The organism is Limnospira platensis NIES-39, assembly GCF_026000695.1.
GTDB classification, from domain to species: domain Bacteria; phylum Cyanobacteriota; class Cyanobacteriia; order Cyanobacteriales; family Microcoleaceae; genus Limnospira; species Limnospira platensis.
Genome location: NZ_AP026945.1, coordinates 2,226,261 through 2,243,544 on the forward strand (window position 1 = coordinate 2,226,261; position 17,284 = coordinate 2,243,544).

The window sequence follows — 17,284 nt, forward strand, 5'->3', positions numbered from 1 at the left end:
CTAAGACTTCAAGCCAGGTAAACCCCAACTCTGAACCACCTTAGCGATCGCATCCCTGGTCGCCTCGGCTCCAAAACCCCAAGCCATGAGAGTAAAATAGTCCCGAGAAGGGTTAGCGCCAAAAGTCGAATTAGCCACATATAACTCAGTAAAACCGGCTCCGGCTAACAGCACCACCGCCAACGCATAACTGGTCCAAACAAAGGCTCTAATCCGCAAATTAGCCGAGGCTGCTTGTTCACTCCAAGAAGCGTTGTAATGAGTAGCCGGAGGGAGAGCCACTAAAGACAAACCGGACATAAATCCTAATCCCTTAGAAACCAAATCCGACTCAGCCAGACTTTGTTCATCGACCTGAACTTTGAGCTGTTCTAACTGACGACCGACAGTTTCATCTTTTTGTAACTCCATGGGGGTTAAACGGTCAACCTGGCGATCGAGTTGGCGAATAATTGCAGCCAGAGGCTTTTGGTCATCATCACTTTCAACGGGGAGGCGTTTTTGTAGTTCCTCAATATCCTTTTTTAAAGGAGCATAACTGTTAATTTGTTTGGCGATCTCCTCCAACTTCTGACGCAATTGAGGCGGACCTTCCAACTCTGGCGCAGTGTTCAGAGCATCATCTAAATCCCAAGTTACCATCCGCACAAAGGTAGTGGTAGCATCATAATCCTCTAACTTCTGTTTGAGGCGATCGCTATATTCAAACTGCGCCAACCAATCAGACCTTCCCATCACCCAACGCCGCCAAGTTCCCTCAGCGCGATCAATAATCAGCGCCGCTTCTTCCCAGCGTTCCCCCTGAAGTTCCATCTTCACTTCAACTAAATAAGCATTGATGCGACCCTTAAACTCCTTAGCCTTATCGATATCTGGATCTTCTTCCATCTGAGCATAAAGCTGTCCTACCCGCATCAAAATCTGATCTCTCGGTCGTCCTTCGTCGCGATAAGCAGAGATGACAATTCCTAATCCTGTCCCAAATACCAGCATTACCAGGGGTAAAAACCAATGGTCTTTAACCCTTAACGTCACCGGAATCGCCAGTTGTCCCCCAGAGTAACTTAGCCGCACAGTTCCCACAAATTCACCACTATCAGGAGCCTGGCGTAAGTTAAACACCACGGGTACAATCACCTCATTCGCCTTACCCAGAATTGGCTGCATTTCCCCAGCGGCGATCGCCTCCCCAGGAAACACCGACACCCCATTAGTTCCACTGAGGTCAAACGGAAGCACCTGTAAATCTCTGACGGCGCTATCGGTTCTAATGTAAAGCTGGCGGACTTGTTTTGATGTGCGATCGCCAGCAATGGTCAATTGCTCCGGTTCTACAGTCTGAGCGATCGCCACATCTCCCGTCAACAAGGCTATGGCGGGAATTAGACAACTAGCCAAAACAGATTTAAACGACTTCATCCTAGATTACCCTCCAGCGTCCATAAATCAATATCCAGCTTTTCGATTAAACCTTCTGTATTTTCCCGGAATGTTTTAATATGATCCGCCGCCATGTGTTGTTCCCACAACAAACGACTTTCCCAGTTCTCATAAAACAAAAATAAAGTCGGATCATCAATCGACCGATGTAAATCATAATTGAGACATCCACTTTCAGCTAAAGTCAGCGGAATGAGTTTCCGTAACTCCTGATGAACTTTCTCTTGTACTCCGGCTTTAGCTTTGATTCTCGCTACAACTGTTAATTGACTCATGGCCAGCGTCCCCAATCCGTGAACTACCCTACCCTACTTCCTTAGTTTAATTTCCGCAACAACCCATCACCACCATAACTCCCACCATTCCCCTTTCAGGCGATCGCCGATTGAGCCAAAACATAAATGTTAAAAATAGACTTGACGAAAGCACAGATATCACATACAATCAAGAATCGTGATCAAATTGCAGTATAACTGTTGGCGTAAGGATAGCTAACCTATAGGATTTGCCAAGCATAGGCAACTACTTAGTTAGGAATTCTCCTATGACATCAATGGCTCTAAGCTACAGCAGCTTCGCCGAAATTGCCAAGCGCTAACAGTAAACTCGGTCAAACCTGATGCTAGTTTGACCCTGAGCAACAAAATCAACGGATACTGAGTAGATATCTGCTCAAGTCCTAGCGACATCGGGCCGCACTGAGGCTTAGGCTTCAGTCTGGGAACAGCTTAAACAAGTTGATAGCCTGAATATACTTCCAGGCAACCACGCACGTCTATCCTAGCGCCTAAGCCGGAGAGACGGTGGGTTTGTCTGCCCAAAATCGGGTTTAAATTATGATGCCACAAGCATCGTTAACTGGCGGGTTAACCATGATTTAGTCAGTGGAAAATTCCGCCCTATTGTAATGCGTAGAAAAGAGAGGCCAGTTTAAGTGTCTGTAGGTATCCTCGGCACCAAGCTAGGCATGACTCAGGTATTTGACACAGAGACCGGAAAAGCGATTCCCGTCACCGTAGTTCAAGCCGGGCCATGCACAATCACCCAAGTGAAGACCGAAGCCACCGATGGCTATACGGCCATCCAGCTAGGTTATGGTGAAGTTCCTAACAAAACCCGCAAATTAAACACCCGCAAATCCCCAGATAAAGAGGTTAATAAATACCTCAGCCATGCTGAACAGGGACACCTAACCAAATCCAACAGCCCCTTAGTTCGTCACCTTAAAGAATATCGGCTAGAAAGTACCGATAACTTTGAACTAGGTCAGGAAGTCAAGGTAGATGCCTTTGAACCCGGACAAATAGTCGATGTGACAGGCATTAGCATGGGTCGAGGTTTTGCGGGAAACCAAAAACGTAATAACTTCCGACGCGGACCAATGGCTCACGGTTCCAAAAACCACCGCCTACCAGGTTCCATCGGACCCGGAACCACACCAGGCCGCGTTTATCCCGGCAAAAAAATGGCCGGACGTTATGGCGGGAAACAGATTACCACTAGGAAACTGACAATCGTGCGGGTTGACCTAGAAAGGAACCTGTTGCTAATTAAAGGATCAATCCCCGGCAAAACCGGTGGCTTGCTTAATATCAAACCAGCCAACCTGGTGGGTGGCAAGTAGAGAGAAGACAGGGGGAAAAATGGTTGACTGTATAATTCGCAACTGGGACGGGGAAGAAGTCGGACAGACGACCCTGGAACTGAAAGTTGCTAAAGAAGAAAATGCCTCCCACATCGTCCATAGAGCCTTAGTACGTCAGCAGGCAGCAGCTAGACAGGGAACAGCCAGCACTAAAACTCGCTCGGAAGTGCGGGGCGGTGGCCGTAAACCCTGGAGACAAAAAGGAACAGGACGGGCGCGGGCAGGTTCGATTCGTTCTCCACTATGGCGCGGTGGTGGTGTGATCTTTGGGCCGAAGCCGAGAGATTACAGCGTTAAAATGAACCGCAAAGAACGTCGGTTGGCTTTGAGAACGGCGTTTCAGAGTCGGGTAGACGATATCGTGGTGGTGGAAGAATTTGTTACCCAACTGCCACGCCCGAAAACTAAAGACTTGACGGCGGCTTTGGAACGTTGGGGAGTTTCATCATCCGCTAAAGTGCTGCTGGTACTACCTGAAAAACAGGAAAATGTCTATTTGTCGGGTCGGAATGTGGAGAAAATGAGAATTTGTCTGGCAGATAGCTTGAATGTCTATGATGTTCTGGCAGCAGACAAAATAGTAACCACTGCTAATGCCCTGGCGAAAATTCAGGAGGTTTATGGTGACTGAGTTTCAAACCCGTGATTTAGCTGATGTGATCCGACGACCAATTGTAACTGAAAAAGCCACAATTCAAATGGAGCTAAATCAGTTTACTTTTGATGTCGATCCTAGGGCGGATAAACCAACTATTAAAGCGGCAGTTGAACTGCTATTTCCGGTTAAGGTTCTGAGTGTTAATACCCAGAATCCTCCCCGGCGACAACGTAGGGTCGGCCGTTTCGTTGGGTATAAACCCCGCTATAAAAGGGCGATCGTTACCCTCGAAGACGGGGAAGCCTTGAGAAAAGTCCTCTTCCCTGAAGTCTAATGGTGTCGGGTACAACGGGGGTTGGCCGCATTCTGAATACCTATAAAAAAATGCGATCGCTTGCGCCCCTGTGCGTAGCACATATCGGGTATATAGTGACCCACCTTGACCCGGGTAATTCTTGAACACCGACATTACAGCGATCGAGTTTTCTGGCCCTATCCGGAAATCTAGATCTCTAACTTCCACAGAAACAGACAGAGGATCGACTATATGGCAATTCGTTTCTACCGACCTTATACTCCAAGCACACGCCAACATACTGTCTCGGAATTTACAGAAATTACTAGATCCGAGCCAGAAAAATCTCTAACCCTCTCTAAACACCGCCTTAAAGGTCGTAATAATCGCGGTGTCATTACCTGCCGCCATAGGGGTGGTGGACATAAAAAACTATATCGGATTGTTGACTTTCGCCGGGATAAACATAATGTGCCCGCTAAAGTCGCTGAGATTGAATACGACCCCAACCGTAACGCTAGAATTGCCCTACTTAACTATGTGGATGGCGAAAAACGCTATATTCTCCACCCTGTAGGCTTGGCTGTCGGGACGGTGATTGTATCTGGACCTGATGCCCCCATTGAAGTGGGCAACGCCCTACCCCTATCCAAAATTCCCTTGGGAACATCAATCCACAACGTGGAAATGATTCCCGGTAAGGGTGGACAAATGGTAAGAGCAGCCGGAGCCTCCGCTCAGGTTATGGCTAAAGAAGGGGATTATGTCACCCTGAAACTGCCATCGGGTGAACAACGGAAAATCCCCGCCCGTTGCTATGCCACCATTGGACAGGTGGGCAATGTGGATGCCAGAAATATCAGCATTGGTAAGGCTGGACGTAATCGCTGGCTCGGTAAACGTCCCACCGTGCGCGGTAGTGTCATGAACCCGGTTGATCACCCCCACGGTGGTGGTGAAGGACGCGCCCCTATTGGTCGCAGTGGTCCGGTTACGCCTTGGGGTAAACCAGCCCTGGGAGCTAAAACTAGAAACAAGAAAAAACGCAGCACAGCTTTAATTGTCCGCCGCCGTCGGAAATCCTCGAAACGAGGCAAAGGTGGCCGTCAGAGCTAATCAACCGCCGACTAAAGAGCGAATCATTGCAATCCTAAACATATACCATGTCTCGATCGCTAAAAAAAGGTCCATTTGTGGCCGATCATCTGCTGGTCAAAATCGAAAAACTCAACGCTGACAATCGTAAGGAAGTGATCAAAACTTGGTCGCGCTCCTCCACCATTGTTCCCCAAATGGTTGGTCATACTATCGCTGTTCATAACGGCCGTCAGCACGTCCCCGTATTTGTCAATGAACAAATGGTGGGACATAAATTGGGAGAATTTGCTCCCACTCGGACATTCCGGGGTCACGCTAAAAGTGATAAAAAAGCCCGCCGATAAGTGGCGCATCCCTCGCCTGATTGACGGTGGAGTGGCGGCGGGTTCTGCGGTTTTTGACGAAAAAACAGTAGGGGCGGGTTCTTTTGTGAAACCTAATTCCCCACCAGTGTTTTGAAAAACTTGCGAAGGGAGAAAGCGCCCGCATTGTTGACCGACCCCCCCCCCACACCTACATCACGCCTGAATCAAGGAGAAACCTATGGCAGTTAGCACTACATCAGAAGTAAAAGCGATCGCTCGTTACATAAGAATGTCCCCCTTGAAAGTCCGGCGGGTACTTGATCAAATTCGCGGACGTAGCTATCGCGAAGCCCTGATTATCCTGGAGTTTATGCCCTACCGCGCCTGTACTCCTGTCTTGAAAGTTCTGCGATCGGCTGTTGCTAACGCTGAACATAACCAGGGTTTAGACCCGGCCACTCTGATCGTTTCCCAAGCCTTCGCCGACGCGGGACCAAGCCTGAAACGCTACCGCCCTCGCGCCCAAGGTCGAGCTTATCCCATTCGCAAACCTACCTGTCACATTACCGTGACAGTCGCCCCTGCGGAATAGGGAATAGGGAAGATTAGCATTACCCATTACCCATTACCTGTCGTACAGACTAAATTATTAAGCTGCTATGGGACAAAAAATACATCCAATTGGTTTCCGCCTTGGAGTTACCCAAGAACACAAATCTCGCTGGTTTGCTGATGCTGGTCAGTATCCGCAACTTTTGCAGGAAGACTACACCATCCGTCAGTACATTCAGAAAAATCTCAGCAATGCTGGCATCTCAGATGTTCGCATTGAACGCAAAGCTGATCAAATTGACCTGGAAGTGCTGACCGCTAGACCAGGTGTGGTCGTTGGCCGTGGTGGTACCGGAATTGACTCCCTCCGCCAAGGACTTCAGAAAGAACTCGGCAGTAATCGCCAGATCCGCATTAACGTTGTGGAAGTATCCCGGGTTGATGCCGATGCTACCCTCATTGCTGAAAATATCGCAGCCCAACTTGAAAAACGGGTTTCCTTCCGTAGAGTTGTCCGCCAAGCTATTACTCGCGCCCAAAAAGCTGGCATTGAAGGCATTAAAATCCAGGTCAGTGGTCGCTTAAACGGAGCAGAAATTGCTCGGACTGAGTGGACCCGTGAAGGTCGTGTTCCCCTACACACCTTACGAGCTGATATTGACTATGCCTATTGCACCGCTCTCACTATTTACGGCATCCTCGGTGTCAAAGTTTGGGTGTTTAAGGGAGAAATTATTCCCGGTCAGGAAGAAACCCCCGCACCTAATACAAGAGCGCCGAAAAGCCGCCGTACACCCAGACGGCAAAAGTATGATGACCGCTCTAGTGATACATAAAAAGTTCTAGTAGGCGCGATCTGGGTAGGTTGATAACCCACACCCTAAGACTTATCTCCCTGTCGGGTAGACCTCTGTCCCATTAACTCCACTCACTACTATTTGCGATCATGTTAAGCCCAAGAAGAACTAAATTCCGCAAACAACAGCGGGGTCGAATGCGGGGTCAGGCAACTCGCGGCAACAATATCAACTTTGGTGATTTTGCCCTACAAGCCCTTGAACCCTCTTGGATTACCTCCCGCCAAATTGAAGCAGCCCGTCGGGCAATGACTCGTTATATTCGCCGGGGTGGGAAAATCTGGATTCGTGTATTCCCTGATAAACCTGTCACTATGCGTCCCGCAGAAACCCGTATGGGTTCCGGTAAAGGTGCCCCAGAATACTGGGTCGCTGTTGTCAAACCTGGACGCATCATGTTTGAAATTGCCGGTGTTTCTGAAGAGGTCGCCCGCGAAGCTATGCGCCTAGCCTCCTTTAAACTCCCGATTAAAACTAAGTTTCTCACACGGGAAGATTCACAATCCTAGTAAGGTCTGGCTCGGCTCCTGCCTCTACTAATCACATTAACCCGCAAAACTGCCCGCTAATTGTACCGAGGAAATAATTATGGCTCTTCCTAAAATTGAAGATGCCCGACAGTTAAATGATGATGACCTGTCTGAGCAAATCCTGGAAATTAAAAAACAACTCGCTAATCTGCGCCTCCTGAAAGCTACAGGACGCTTGGAAAAACCTCATGAAATTAGACACACCCGACATCGATTATCACAGTTACTGACCGTGGAAAAGGAACGACAACTCAAAAATCAGAATCCGGCTTAGTTATCCCTAATTCCTAAGTAGATTCGATCGCCCTTGTTTATGACTCTTAATAGAGCCTTTCTCATGTATCAGCAACAATCATTGATCTTTCATTTCTCACAATCATGGCAGTTAAAGAAAGAGTTGGCGTAGTCGTCAGCAATAAAATGCAAAAAACTGTGGTGGTAGCTATTGAAAACCGCTCCCCTCACCCTAAATATGGAAAAATTGTGGTGAATACCAAACGGTATAAAGCCCACGATGAGGAAAATACTTGTCAAGAAGGCGATCGGGTTCGGATTCGGGAAACCCGCCCCCTGAGTCGCACTAAACGCTGGAACGTAGTTGAAATTATCAACAAAACTAACCAGTAATTCTCACCTGTTTCTGTTTATCTTGAACCCCAAATTACGCTATAACCGCGAAATACCATGATTCAACAGCAGTCCATACTTAATGTGGCAGATAACAGCGGCGCACGCAAACTTATGTGTATCCGCGTCCTGGGTGGGGGAAATCGTCGCTACGGCACTATTGGTGATGTGATCATCGCTGTGGTTAAAGATGCAATTCCCAACATGACCGTCAAAAAATCCGATGTCGTTCGAGCTGTGATTGTTCGCAGTCGCCAAGGACTACGCCGAGATAGCGGTATGAGTATTCGCTTTGACGATAATGCAGCCGTGATCATTAACCAGGATGGCAACCCCAGGGGAACCCGTGTATTTGGACCTGTGGCACGGGAACTGCGGGACAAAAATTTCACCAAAATTGTTTCCCTTGCACCGGAGGTACTCTAAACTATGCCCAAGCGTCAGCGCAAATTGGCTCCGCCCCGGGGCTACAAAATGCACGTCAAAAAAGGGGATACTGTTCAGGTAATTGCTGGACGAGATAAAGGAAAAGTTGGAGAGGTGATATCCACTTTACCTAAATTAAGTAAAGTGGTTGTCAGAGATGTTAATGTCCGTACCAAGCACGTTAAACCTCAACAAGAGGGTGAGGGCGGCCGTATTGTCAACTTTGAAGCTCCTATTCACAGTTCTAATGTGATGCTGTATTCGACCAAAGAAAAAGTCGCCAGTCGTGTTTCATACACCTTTACGGAAGACGGGCGCAAGGTCAGAATGCTCAAAAAAACCGGGGAAGTTATTGATTAATCAATAGCACACTTTCTCCCCCGGGGTGGGTTGAAAAACCGCCCTGACTGGACAGGTGGACTCTGTTAAAAACTCGTTTTTATTATCCCTGACCAAGCCCAGGGAATGTATCTAGGACAGACAGCAACTATGACATCTCCACTCAAAACTACCTATCAGGAAACCATCGTTCCTAAATTGATGGAACAGTTCAAATATGAGAACATCCATCAGGTTCCCAAGGTTGTTAAAGTTACGATTAACCGAGGACTGGGTGAAGCATCCCAAAATGCCAAAGCCCTAGAATCTTCAGTTAATGAATTGGCGATTATTACCGGACAAAAACCAGTAGTGACCCGCGCTAAAAAAGCGATCGCCGGCTTTAAAATCCGTCAAGGAATGCCCGTAGGGGTAATGGTGACACTTCGTTCCGATCGGATGTATGCCTTTATGGAACGTCTAATTCACCTAGCCCTACCTCGCATTCGAGACTTTCGTGGCATTAGTCCCAAAAGTTTTGACGGTCGGGGTAACTACAGTCTGGGAGTCAAAGAACAACTGATCTTCCCTGAAATCGACTACGATCGCATCGATCAAATTCGAGGTCTGGATATTTCAATTGTTACCACAGCCCAGACAGATGAAGAAGGGCGTGCCTTACTTAAAGAAATGGGAATGCCCTTCCGGGAGAACTGAGGCAGTAAAATAACGAGACAACTATGGCGACGAACGACACTATTGCAGATATGTTAACGCGCATCCGCAACTCTTGCATGGCGCGGCATCAAACCACAGAAATTCCATCCACCAAAATGACCCGCAGTATTGCCAAAGTCCTTCAGGATGAAGGCTTTATTGCCAACTTTGAAGAAGCAGGTGCTGGGGTCAAAAAGCATTTAGTGGTTTCACTAAAATACAACACCAAAACCCGCACCCCTACTATCCGCACCCTTAAACGAGTTAGCCGTCCAGGTTTGCGCGTTTACAAAAACCGCAAAGAACTCCCCCGCGTTTTAGGTGGAATTGGAATTGCGATCATTTCTACCTCCCGTGGGGTAATGACCGACCGAGAAGCCCGCCTTCAGGGCTTAGGCGGAGAAGTGCTTTGCTATGTGTGGTAAATCCATTACCCACAGCCACCTATCTCCTGCACCCCTAAACACTGCTCATCGACCATTAAACAAGGATTATGTCTAGAATTGGTAAGCGTCCAATTCCGATTCCCGCCAAAGTTACCCTAACCTTAGACGGCCAAAAAGTCACCGTCAAAGGACCAAAAGGGGAGCTTTCCCGCGTATTACCCAACGAAGTTATCCTCTCCCTCGAAGGAGACACACTAATCGTTAAGCGTCGGGATGAATCCCTCGTCGCCCGTCAGCGTCATGGTCTCTGTCGCACCCTGGTAGCCAACATGGTGGATGGAGTTTCCCAAGGATTTGAACGGCGACTGGAAATCCAAGGCGTGGGATATCGGGCTCAGGTTCAAGGTAAAAACCTGATCTTAAATGTCGGCTACAGCAAACCGGTGGAAATGGTTCCCCCAGAAGGTTGCAGCGTAGCCGTTGAAAATAACACCAATGTCATTGTTAGCGGAATTAATAAAGAACTTGTCGGCAACATGGCCGCTAAAATTCGCGCCGTGCGACCCCCAGAACCCTATAAAGGTAAAGGCATTCGCTACGCCGGAGAACAAGTCAGACGTAAAGCTGGTAAGGCAGGGAAAAAATAGATCATGAAACTTACTCGTAACGATTCCCGTCAGCGCCGTCACCGTCGAGTTCGGCGCAAAGTCCTAGGAACTTCAGAGCGTCCTAGATTGGCTGTGTTTCGCTCTCACAAGCACATCTATGTGCAGGTGATTGACGATAGCCAGCAACACACCTTAGTTGCCGCCTCTACCTTAGACCCCGAAATAACTGCTGACTTGAAAACCGGGGCCACCTGTGATGCCTCTGTTAAAGTTGGTCAACTAATCGCTCAACGCTCCCTATCCAAAGGAATTGAGCGCGTCGTCTTTGACCGGGGAGGTTACATCTATCATGGCCGCGTTAAAGCCTTGGCAGACGCAGCTAGAGAGGCCGGGTTAGAATTTTAATAAGCTGACGGGCAATTTATAATTGCCCTTAACAATCAGGAACTAAAAGTATGGCAGAACAGCAACGTCGGAAAAAAAATACTCGCACCAAAGAAAAAGAATCCGAATGGCAAGAACGGGTCGTTCAAATTCGCCGTGTAACTAAAGTAGTTAAGGGCGGTAAAAAACTGAGCTTCCGTGCCATTGTTATCGTTGGTAACGAAAAAGGTCAGGTTGGTGTCGGTGTCGGGAAAGCAGCAGATGTTATCGGAGCCGTTAAAAAAGGTGTCGCCGATGGCCGCAAAAATGTCGTCGAGATTCCCCTAACCAAATCTAACTCTCTACCTCACCCCGCCAATGGTGTGGGAGGTGGCGCTCAAGTTATTGTTAGACCTGCGGCCCCAGGTACAGGGGTAATCGCTGGGGGAGCTGTCCGCACCGTGCTAGAACTAGCCGGGGTTAAAAACGTTCTAGCTAAACAGCTAGGCTCTAGTAATCCCCTTAATAACGCCCGCGCCACCATTAATGCTTTATCAGGATTGCGGACTCTATCCGATGTGGCCAAAGAACGGGGTATCCCCATCGAACAGCTTTATGCTTAATCTGAATTGGACTATCGGGGCAATTCCTAAATTGCCTCTCACTGATAACCCATTAATTACACTGCACTGAGACAACCATGAGATTACAAGACGCCAAGCCCAAAGCTGGCTCCCAAAAACGTCGCCGTCGCCTTGGTCGTGGGGTTTCTGCCGGACAAGGTGCTAGTTGTGGAAAAGGAATGCGTGGTCAAAAATCGCGTTCCGGTGGCAGCACCCGACCCGGATTTGAAGGAGGTCAAAACCCCCTCTATCGACGACTACCTAAATTAAAAAGCTTTCCTCTGATCAACCGAAAACAGTACACTACCATTAATGTGGGTCGTCTGGATTCTCTGAGTGCCAACAGCGAAGTAACTCTATCCTCTCTAATTGCGGCCGGAATTATTACCACTGACCGTGGACCGCTCAAGATTTTGGGAGATGGAGAACTAAATGTGGCACTTCAGGTTAAAGCAGCAGCCTTCACCCAAAGCGCTCGATCTAAAATTGAAGCAGCCGGGGGAAGTTGTGAAGTCTTAGGAGCCAGAAACACCAGCCCGGAAGGTTAAGCATTAGCTTGCTCTGTACATTCCCAATAGTGTTTTCAAGAGGTAGTCCTTCATGGTCGTCAGTCGAGAAAAAACGCCAACTGCACAGGAAACATTTATGCAGATGGCTCAGGCTGCTGGTTTACGGGGTCGTATTCTCGTAACCATTGGTCTGCTTATTCTAGTCCGTTTGGGCGTGTTCCTGCCTATCCCAGGCATTGATCGGCAAGCATTTAGCCAAAACATTCAAAACACCCCCTTTATCGGTTTTCTGGACCTATTTTCCGGGGGTGGATTTTCAGCCCTGGGTATTTTTGCCCTGGGAATTCTACCCTATATTAACGCCTCCATTATCATGCAATTGATGACGGCGGCTCTCCCCACTTTAGAAGATTTGCAAAAAAACGAAGGGGAAGCCGGACGGCGGAAAATATCCCAAATTACCCGCTATGTGGCTTTGGGGTGGGCGATATTGCAAAGTATTGGTATTGCCATTTGGGTCAGTCCCTTTGCTCAAAATCCCAATCAACCACAGTTCATAGTTATGGCTGAAGTAGTCCTGGCTCTGGCTGCTGGATCTATGTTTGTCATGTGGGTATCGGAACTGATTACAGAACGGGGTATCGGTAATGGCGCTTCCCTGCTCATTTTTATCAACATTGTGGCAGTTCTACCCCAATCCTTGGGCAGTACCATTGAATTGGCTCAAAGTGGTGATAGCGCTATTGTAGGACGAGTTGTGATCTTGTTATTGATTTTCCTAGCCATGATTGTTGGGATTGTTTTTGTACAAGAGGGAACCCGTCGTATTCCTATTGTTTCGGCTCGCCGCCAAGTGGGTCGCAAACTCTATCGCGAAAAAAGTAGCTATCTGCCTTTGCGTCTAAATCAAGGCGGGGTGATGCCGATTATCTTTGCTTCGGCAGTTTTGATTCTTCCGGCTTCTATCTCCCAGTTTGCTAATAATCCGATTCTGGTACAAATTTCTACTTATCTGAGTCCCGGAGGACCTGCTCCTTGGGTCTATATTGCCTTTTACTTGCTGATGATTCTGTTCTTTAGCTATTTCTACGCTTCTTTAATTATGAATCCCGTAGATATGGCTCAGAACTTGAAGAAAATGGGAGCTAGTATCCCCGGAATTCGTCCAGGTCGCGCCACCAGTGAGTATATTGAGCGGGTTCTGAATCGCTTAACCTTTTTGGGAGCGGTTTTCTTGGGTTTAGTAGCAATTATTCCTACTGTCGTGGAAAGCGCTACCAGAGTTCCTACTTTCCGAGGCTTTGGTGCTACTTCTCTACTGATTCTGGTTGGGGTTGCTATTGATACCGCCAAGCAGGTTCAGACCTATGTAATTTCTCAAAGATATGAAGGGATGGTGAAAAAATAATGCGGGAATTGATTTTTTTGGGGCCGCCTGGTTCGGGAAAGGGAACCCAAGCGGCTCGTATGGCTCAGATTATGAAAATTCCTCACATTTCTACTGGAGAGATTTTGAGGGATCATGTCTCTAAGCAAACTACCCTAGGTCAACAGGCTAAAACCTATATGGATCTGGGTGATTTGGTTCCGGATCAACTGATTTTGGATATGGTCACTCATCGCTTATCTGAGCCTGATGCTGAAACGGGTTGGATTCTCGATGGGTTCCCTCGTAATGTCAGCCAGGCTCAGTTTGTCCAAGAGCATTTGTTGGCGGTTGATGAGAAAACGGGCAAAATTCCAGATAAAGATCACGTCTGGGTCATTAACTTAGAGGTTCCAGATGATGTCATCCTGAAACGATTGCTGGTGCGGGGTCGTGAAGATGACCATGAAGAAACGATTCTGCATCGCCTTCAGGTTTATCGGGAACAGACGGCTCCGTTGATTGAATTTTACAGCAGCCGTAACCAACTGCATCATATCAATGGCGATCGCTCTATGGAAGAAGTAACCGATAGTTTAAAAGAGGTAATTACCAGCTAATTATTGGCATGGAGAATCCAGGTTCACCAATCTGGGAACAAAATCTCCCCCCGGCGGTTCTCATCCTGGCTTAGTCATTTGTGTTGATTTCATAGATGATTACCAGATTTTGATAAGATATGTTAACACGCTCAGGCCCATGCCCGGACGCAATTCTACCTGGTTGGATGATTTTAGTCGCCTACTGGGGGGTTTATTTACCGAATTGAGGAACTAACAGTTTGTCTAAACAAGACTTAATAGAAATGGAAGGAACTGTGACCGAGTCCCTTCCCAACGCCATGTTTAGAGTCGATCTTGACAATGGTTTTAATGTACTAGCACACATTTCGGGTAAAATCCGGCGCAACTACATTAAAATTCTACCGGGCGATCGCGTCAAGGTAGAATTAACCCCCTACGATCTCAGCAAAGGTCGGATCACCTATCGACTAAAAAAGAAATAGGTTCCTCTCATCGCTGAATCGCTCCAGGTTGATTTACCTCAATCCTGGCTGAAAATTTTTAGCCTGTGGTATAATTAAGAATTTGTTGTAAACTACTATTAGTAGTTAGTGTCGTTCTATATAGCGTCAGCACCCCCCTGTAAAAATATGACTGTTGAACAGCCATGTTTCCGGGGAACTAAGTTATGGACAATAGTTGAATTTCCTAGGGTATAGGGGGGTCGCTAATCTCAAGCACTCAAACCAAAGAGTTAAAAATCAACAACGGGACTACCTGGGCGTAGGGCGTAGTTGTCAAATAATACTCTGGGGAAAGTACCGCCGACCAGTAACACCATAGTAGCAAACTAACTTTGTGCTGAAAAGAGCCTAAATCAGGCTAACCATAGAAAGATACAGCACCTCTGTCTTTCTGCCCCAGTAGGGCTAGAGCAATTCATGATCCATAAAATTGTAATCGGCCAGCTAAATCTAGTGGTTTCCAAACTCCCATGAGGTTGACATGAAAGTTAGAGCATCAGTGAAGAAAATTTGTGAAAAATGTCGCGTCATTCGCCGTCGAGGGCGGGTGATGGTGATTTGCTCGAATCCCAAACATAAGCAAAGACAAGGATAGTTAGGATGAGGGTAGTAAAGCGCGTCAGATAGCCATAATGACGCATATTCAATTATTATTGATTCTTCTGGCGCACCCTACCCATCTTAACTGTTGATGTCTATTGTACACAGACCGGTAAAAAAGGAAAGTAGCGGGAAACCTAAATCAAGTATCCCGTGAACCCAAGCCAGTGATACCCTCGTCAAAGGAAGTTAATGACTGTTATTATGACCGATCACGGCAGCTCAGTCACTAAGCACTGTAATTAATTTTGGCACAGCACGATTATTAGGGAGAAAAAAACGTGGCACGGATAGCCGGAGTAGACCTTCCACGCGATAAGCGTGTCGAGATTGGTCTGACCTATATCTATGGAATTGGATTATCTCGGTCCAAAGAAATCTTAGCGGAGACAGGTGTCAACCCCGACACCCGAGTTAAGGATTTGAGTGATGCGGACGTAGCAGCTTTACGTTCTGTAATCCAAACCAACTACCAAGTAGAAGGAGACCTGCGACGCTTAGAAGCGATGAGCATTAAGCGTTTGATGGATATTGGTACTTATCGTGGTCGTCGTCACCGAATGGGATTACCGGTTCGGGGTCAGCGGACTAGAACTAATGCCAGAACCAGGCGTGGAGTTCGCCGAACTGTAGCAGGTAAGAAAAAAGCTGCCTCCAAGAAATAGTATATGGAGAGGCTTTGCACGGGCCAACTGTATTAATCAATTATTCAGTAGGCAGTTAATCAACTCAATAGGTCGTTAAAGAGACAACTATGGCGCGACAAACTAAAAAAACTGGACCCAAAAAGCAAAAACGGAATGTCCCCAACGGGGTGGCTTACATTCAGTCTACGTTCAACAACACGATTGTTAGTATTACGGATCAAAACGGGGAAGTAATATCTTGGGCCTCGGCCGGGTCTACAGGATTTAAGGGAGCCAAAAAAGGAACTCCCTTTGCAGCCCAAACGGCGGCTGAAAGTGCTGGCCGTCGAGCGTCCGACCAAGGTATGCGGCAAATTGAAGTAATGGTCAGCGGCCCTGGATCAGGTCGAGAAACAGCAATTAGAGCATTGCAGGGAGCGGGACTAGAAATTACTCTAATTCGTGATGTCACCCCAATTCCTCACAATGGTTGTCGTCCCCCCAAACGTCGTAGGGTGTAAAAAAGCCTGGTGGCGTGCGCCCAAACTAAAGCCGTAACAGGTTTGGAAAAATGAGAAGTTACATCCCCGATACTTTTCATTTTTCATTGGTAATGGGTTAGGTCTAATTTTTGGGGTAAGAGTCGAACGGAGGTCAATCGGTGGCGCAGTTTAAGATTGAGTGTATTGAATCCAATATAAGCACTGACCGTAGTCAGTATGGCAAATTTGTCCTGGGACCGTTAGATCGTGGCCAGGGAATAACCGTTGGAAATGCACTAAGGCGGGTGCTGCTGTCAAATTTAGAAGGGACTGCCATTACGGCGGTCAGAATTGCTGGGGTTAACCACGAATTTGCAACGATTGATGGGGCTCGGGAAGATGTCCTAGAGATCATGCTGAATTTGAAAGAAGCAGTTCTCAAAAGCCATACCCATCAGAAGCAAATTGGCCGTCTCTTGGTGCAAGGTCCAGCAACCGTAACAGTCGGCCATTTCGATTTACCCTCGGAAGTGGAGGTAGTCGATAAAAATCAATATATTGCTACCTTATCCCCGGGGGCAACTCTGGAGATGGAATGTCAGATTGAAAAGGGGACAGGGTATCGAGCGGTTGATAGACATCGGGATGATTCTGCGGCTTTGGATTTTCTCCAAATTGATGCAATTTTCATGCCGGTGCGGAAGGTAAACTACACTGTAGAAGATGCCCGCGATGGCGGATCTTTAGAGAAAGATCGGCTAACGTTGGAAATCTGGACCAGTGGTAGTTTGACTCCCCAAGAAGCTATCAGTCAAGCGGCGGCGATTTTGGTGGACCTATTCGGTGCCCTGAAAGATATCAACCTAGAATCAATTACGAGCGATCAAAGGGATGATATCGATCCTACCAGCCAGATCCCCATTGAGGAGCTACAACTTTCGGTTAGGGCTTATAACTGCCTCAAACGAGCGCAAATCAACTCGGTGGCGGACTTACGAGATTATACGGAGGAAGATCTCCTAGAGATCAAAAATTTCGGTCAAAAGTCTGCTGAAGAGGTGATCGAAGCTCTCCAAAATCGCCTAGGAATTACTTTACCTAAAGAGCGAGCTGCTAAATCTTGAGGCTGGTAGTGCCATAGAGGCTCACGGCTCGGGGTGAGTTGTGAATACCTGTTTATGGCTGGTTTCGGAACTAAATCTAAGTAACTTATCTAAATAATTTGT

28 protein-coding genes are annotated in these 17,284 nt (G+C 47.4%); 26 read left to right on the forward strand and 2 right to left on the reverse strand.

What is annotated here, in order from left to right:
- Together N39L_RS10935 and N39L_RS10940 are read right to left on the reverse strand one after the other, a co-directional pair.
- A complete protein-coding gene (locus tag N39L_RS10935; protein WP_006617597.1) occupies positions 1-1,419 on the reverse strand; it encodes a hypothetical protein in 1,419 nt (472 codons plus the stop codon).
- Positions 1,416-1,715, reverse strand: a complete 300-nt coding sequence (locus tag N39L_RS10940) for a putative quinol monooxygenase (protein WP_006617596.1) — start codon at positions 1,713-1,715, stop codon at positions 1,416-1,418. The genes N39L_RS10935 and N39L_RS10940 overlap by 4 nt, the downstream gene beginning before the upstream one ends.
- A gap of 659 nt (positions 1,716-2,374) precedes the next feature.
- On the opposite strand from N39L_RS10940, the gene rplC reads away from it, so the two are divergent.
- From rplC to N39L_RS11070, 26 genes are all read left to right on the forward strand, one after another.
- On the forward strand, positions 2,375-3,064 hold the full coding sequence (rplC, locus tag N39L_RS10945; RefSeq protein WP_014275226.1) for a 50S ribosomal protein L3: 690 nt from the start codon (positions 2,375-2,377) through the stop codon (positions 3,062-3,064).
- 19 nt (positions 3,065-3,083) lie between these two features.
- Positions 3,084-3,716, forward strand: coding sequence for a 50S ribosomal protein L4 (rplD, locus tag N39L_RS10950; protein ID WP_006617594.1), 633 nt, complete (start codon positions 3,084-3,086; stop codon positions 3,714-3,716).
- Positions 3,706-4,017: a 50S ribosomal protein L23 gene (locus N39L_RS10955; RefSeq protein ID WP_014275227.1), complete on the forward strand. Its 312-nt coding sequence runs from the start codon at positions 3,706-3,708 to the stop codon at positions 4,015-4,017. Before rplD ends, N39L_RS10955 begins: the two co-directional genes overlap by 11 nt.
- Positions 4,018-4,230: 213 nt before the next feature.
- Entirely contained in the window at positions 4,231-5,094 is an 864-nt protein-coding gene (rplB, locus tag N39L_RS10960) for a 50S ribosomal protein L2 (protein ID WP_006617592.1), read from the forward strand.
- 47 nt (positions 5,095-5,141) lie between these two features.
- Complete coding sequence (rpsS, locus tag N39L_RS10965) at positions 5,142-5,420, forward strand: 30S ribosomal protein S19 (RefSeq protein WP_006617591.1); 279 nt, start codon at positions 5,142-5,144, stop codon at positions 5,418-5,420.
- Positions 5,398-5,535 (forward strand): hypothetical protein, encoded by a 138-nt coding sequence (locus tag N39L_RS10970; protein ID WP_157888690.1) that lies wholly within the window; start codon positions 5,398-5,400, stop codon positions 5,533-5,535. Before rpsS ends, N39L_RS10970 begins: the two co-directional genes overlap by 23 nt.
- A gap of 84 nt (positions 5,536-5,619) precedes the next feature.
- Positions 5,620-5,973, forward strand: coding sequence for a 50S ribosomal protein L22 (rplV, locus tag N39L_RS10975; protein WP_006618095.1), 354 nt, complete (start codon positions 5,620-5,622; stop codon positions 5,971-5,973).
- A gap of 67 nt (positions 5,974-6,040) precedes the next feature.
- On the forward strand, positions 6,041-6,769 hold the full coding sequence (gene rpsC / locus N39L_RS10980) for a 30S ribosomal protein S3 (protein ID WP_006618094.1): 729 nt from the start codon (positions 6,041-6,043) through the stop codon (positions 6,767-6,769).
- Between the two features lie 110 nt (positions 6,770-6,879).
- Positions 6,880-7,299, forward strand: coding sequence for a 50S ribosomal protein L16 (rplP, locus tag N39L_RS10985; RefSeq protein WP_006618093.1), 420 nt, complete (start codon positions 6,880-6,882; stop codon positions 7,297-7,299).
- A 79-nt stretch (positions 7,300-7,378) separates the two neighbouring features.
- On the forward strand, positions 7,379-7,594 hold the full coding sequence (gene rpmC / locus N39L_RS10990; RefSeq protein WP_006618092.1) for a 50S ribosomal protein L29: 216 nt from the start codon (positions 7,379-7,381) through the stop codon (positions 7,592-7,594).
- Positions 7,595-7,698: 104 nt separating this feature from the next.
- Positions 7,699-7,947: a 30S ribosomal protein S17 gene (gene rpsQ / locus N39L_RS10995; RefSeq protein ID WP_006618091.1), complete on the forward strand. Its 249-nt coding sequence runs from the start codon at positions 7,699-7,701 to the stop codon at positions 7,945-7,947.
- 57 nt (positions 7,948-8,004) lie between these two features.
- A complete protein-coding gene (gene rplN / locus N39L_RS11000) occupies positions 8,005-8,373 on the forward strand; it encodes a 50S ribosomal protein L14 (protein ID WP_006618090.1) in 369 nt (122 codons plus the stop codon).
- A gap of 3 nt (positions 8,374-8,376) precedes the next feature.
- A complete protein-coding gene (rplX, locus tag N39L_RS11005) occupies positions 8,377-8,733 on the forward strand; it encodes a 50S ribosomal protein L24 (protein WP_014275228.1) in 357 nt (118 codons plus the stop codon).
- A gap of 129 nt (positions 8,734-8,862) precedes the next feature.
- Positions 8,863-9,408: a 50S ribosomal protein L5 gene (gene rplE / locus N39L_RS11010; protein WP_006618088.1), complete on the forward strand. Its 546-nt coding sequence runs from the start codon at positions 8,863-8,865 to the stop codon at positions 9,406-9,408.
- Positions 9,409-9,431: 23 nt separating this feature from the next.
- Entirely contained in the window at positions 9,432-9,833 is a 402-nt protein-coding gene (gene rpsH / locus N39L_RS11015) for a 30S ribosomal protein S8 (protein WP_006618087.1), read from the forward strand.
- A gap of 68 nt (positions 9,834-9,901) precedes the next feature.
- Complete coding sequence (rplF, locus tag N39L_RS11020; protein ID WP_006618086.1) at positions 9,902-10,441, forward strand: 50S ribosomal protein L6; 540 nt, start codon at positions 9,902-9,904, stop codon at positions 10,439-10,441.
- Between the two features lie 3 nt (positions 10,442-10,444).
- Complete coding sequence (rplR, locus tag N39L_RS11025; RefSeq protein ID WP_006618085.1) at positions 10,445-10,807, forward strand: 50S ribosomal protein L18; 363 nt, start codon at positions 10,445-10,447, stop codon at positions 10,805-10,807.
- Positions 10,808-10,857: 50 nt separating this feature from the next.
- A complete protein-coding gene (rpsE, locus tag N39L_RS11030; RefSeq protein WP_006618084.1) occupies positions 10,858-11,388 on the forward strand; it encodes a 30S ribosomal protein S5 in 531 nt (176 codons plus the stop codon).
- Between the two features lie 77 nt (positions 11,389-11,465).
- Positions 11,466-11,936 carry a 50S ribosomal protein L15 gene (rplO, locus tag N39L_RS11035; protein WP_006618083.1) on the forward strand — a complete coding sequence of 157 codons (471 nt, stop codon included), beginning with the start codon at positions 11,466-11,468 and terminating at the stop codon, positions 11,934-11,936.
- Between the two features lie 52 nt (positions 11,937-11,988).
- The gene (gene secY / locus N39L_RS11040; protein ID WP_006618082.1) at positions 11,989-13,305 is read left to right on the forward strand and encodes a preprotein translocase subunit SecY; all 1,317 of its coding nucleotides are present in this window, start codon (positions 11,989-11,991) and stop codon (positions 13,303-13,305) included.
- Positions 13,305-13,883 (forward strand): adenylate kinase, encoded by a 579-nt coding sequence (locus N39L_RS11045; RefSeq protein WP_006618081.1) that lies wholly within the window; start codon positions 13,305-13,307, stop codon positions 13,881-13,883. Before secY ends, N39L_RS11045 begins: the two co-directional genes overlap by 1 nt.
- A gap of 221 nt (positions 13,884-14,104) precedes the next feature.
- Entirely contained in the window at positions 14,105-14,329 is a 225-nt protein-coding gene (gene infA, locus N39L_RS11050) for a translation initiation factor IF-1 (RefSeq protein ID WP_006618080.1), read from the forward strand.
- Positions 14,330-14,831: 502 nt separating this feature from the next.
- The gene (rpmJ, locus tag N39L_RS11055) at positions 14,832-14,945 is read left to right on the forward strand and encodes a 50S ribosomal protein L36 (RefSeq protein WP_006618079.1); all 114 of its coding nucleotides are present in this window, start codon (positions 14,832-14,834) and stop codon (positions 14,943-14,945) included.
- A 286-nt stretch (positions 14,946-15,231) separates the two neighbouring features.
- Positions 15,232-15,615: a 30S ribosomal protein S13 gene (gene rpsM / locus N39L_RS11060; protein WP_006618078.1), complete on the forward strand. Its 384-nt coding sequence runs from the start codon at positions 15,232-15,234 to the stop codon at positions 15,613-15,615.
- Between the two features lie 89 nt (positions 15,616-15,704).
- A complete protein-coding gene (gene rpsK / locus N39L_RS11065) occupies positions 15,705-16,097 on the forward strand; it encodes a 30S ribosomal protein S11 (protein WP_006618077.1) in 393 nt (130 codons plus the stop codon).
- Positions 16,098-16,237: 140 nt separating this feature from the next.
- Positions 16,238-17,182, forward strand: a complete 945-nt coding sequence (locus tag N39L_RS11070) for a DNA-directed RNA polymerase subunit alpha (protein WP_006618076.1) — start codon at positions 16,238-16,240, stop codon at positions 17,180-17,182.
- The last annotated feature ends 102 nt before the right edge of the window (positions 17,183-17,284 follow it).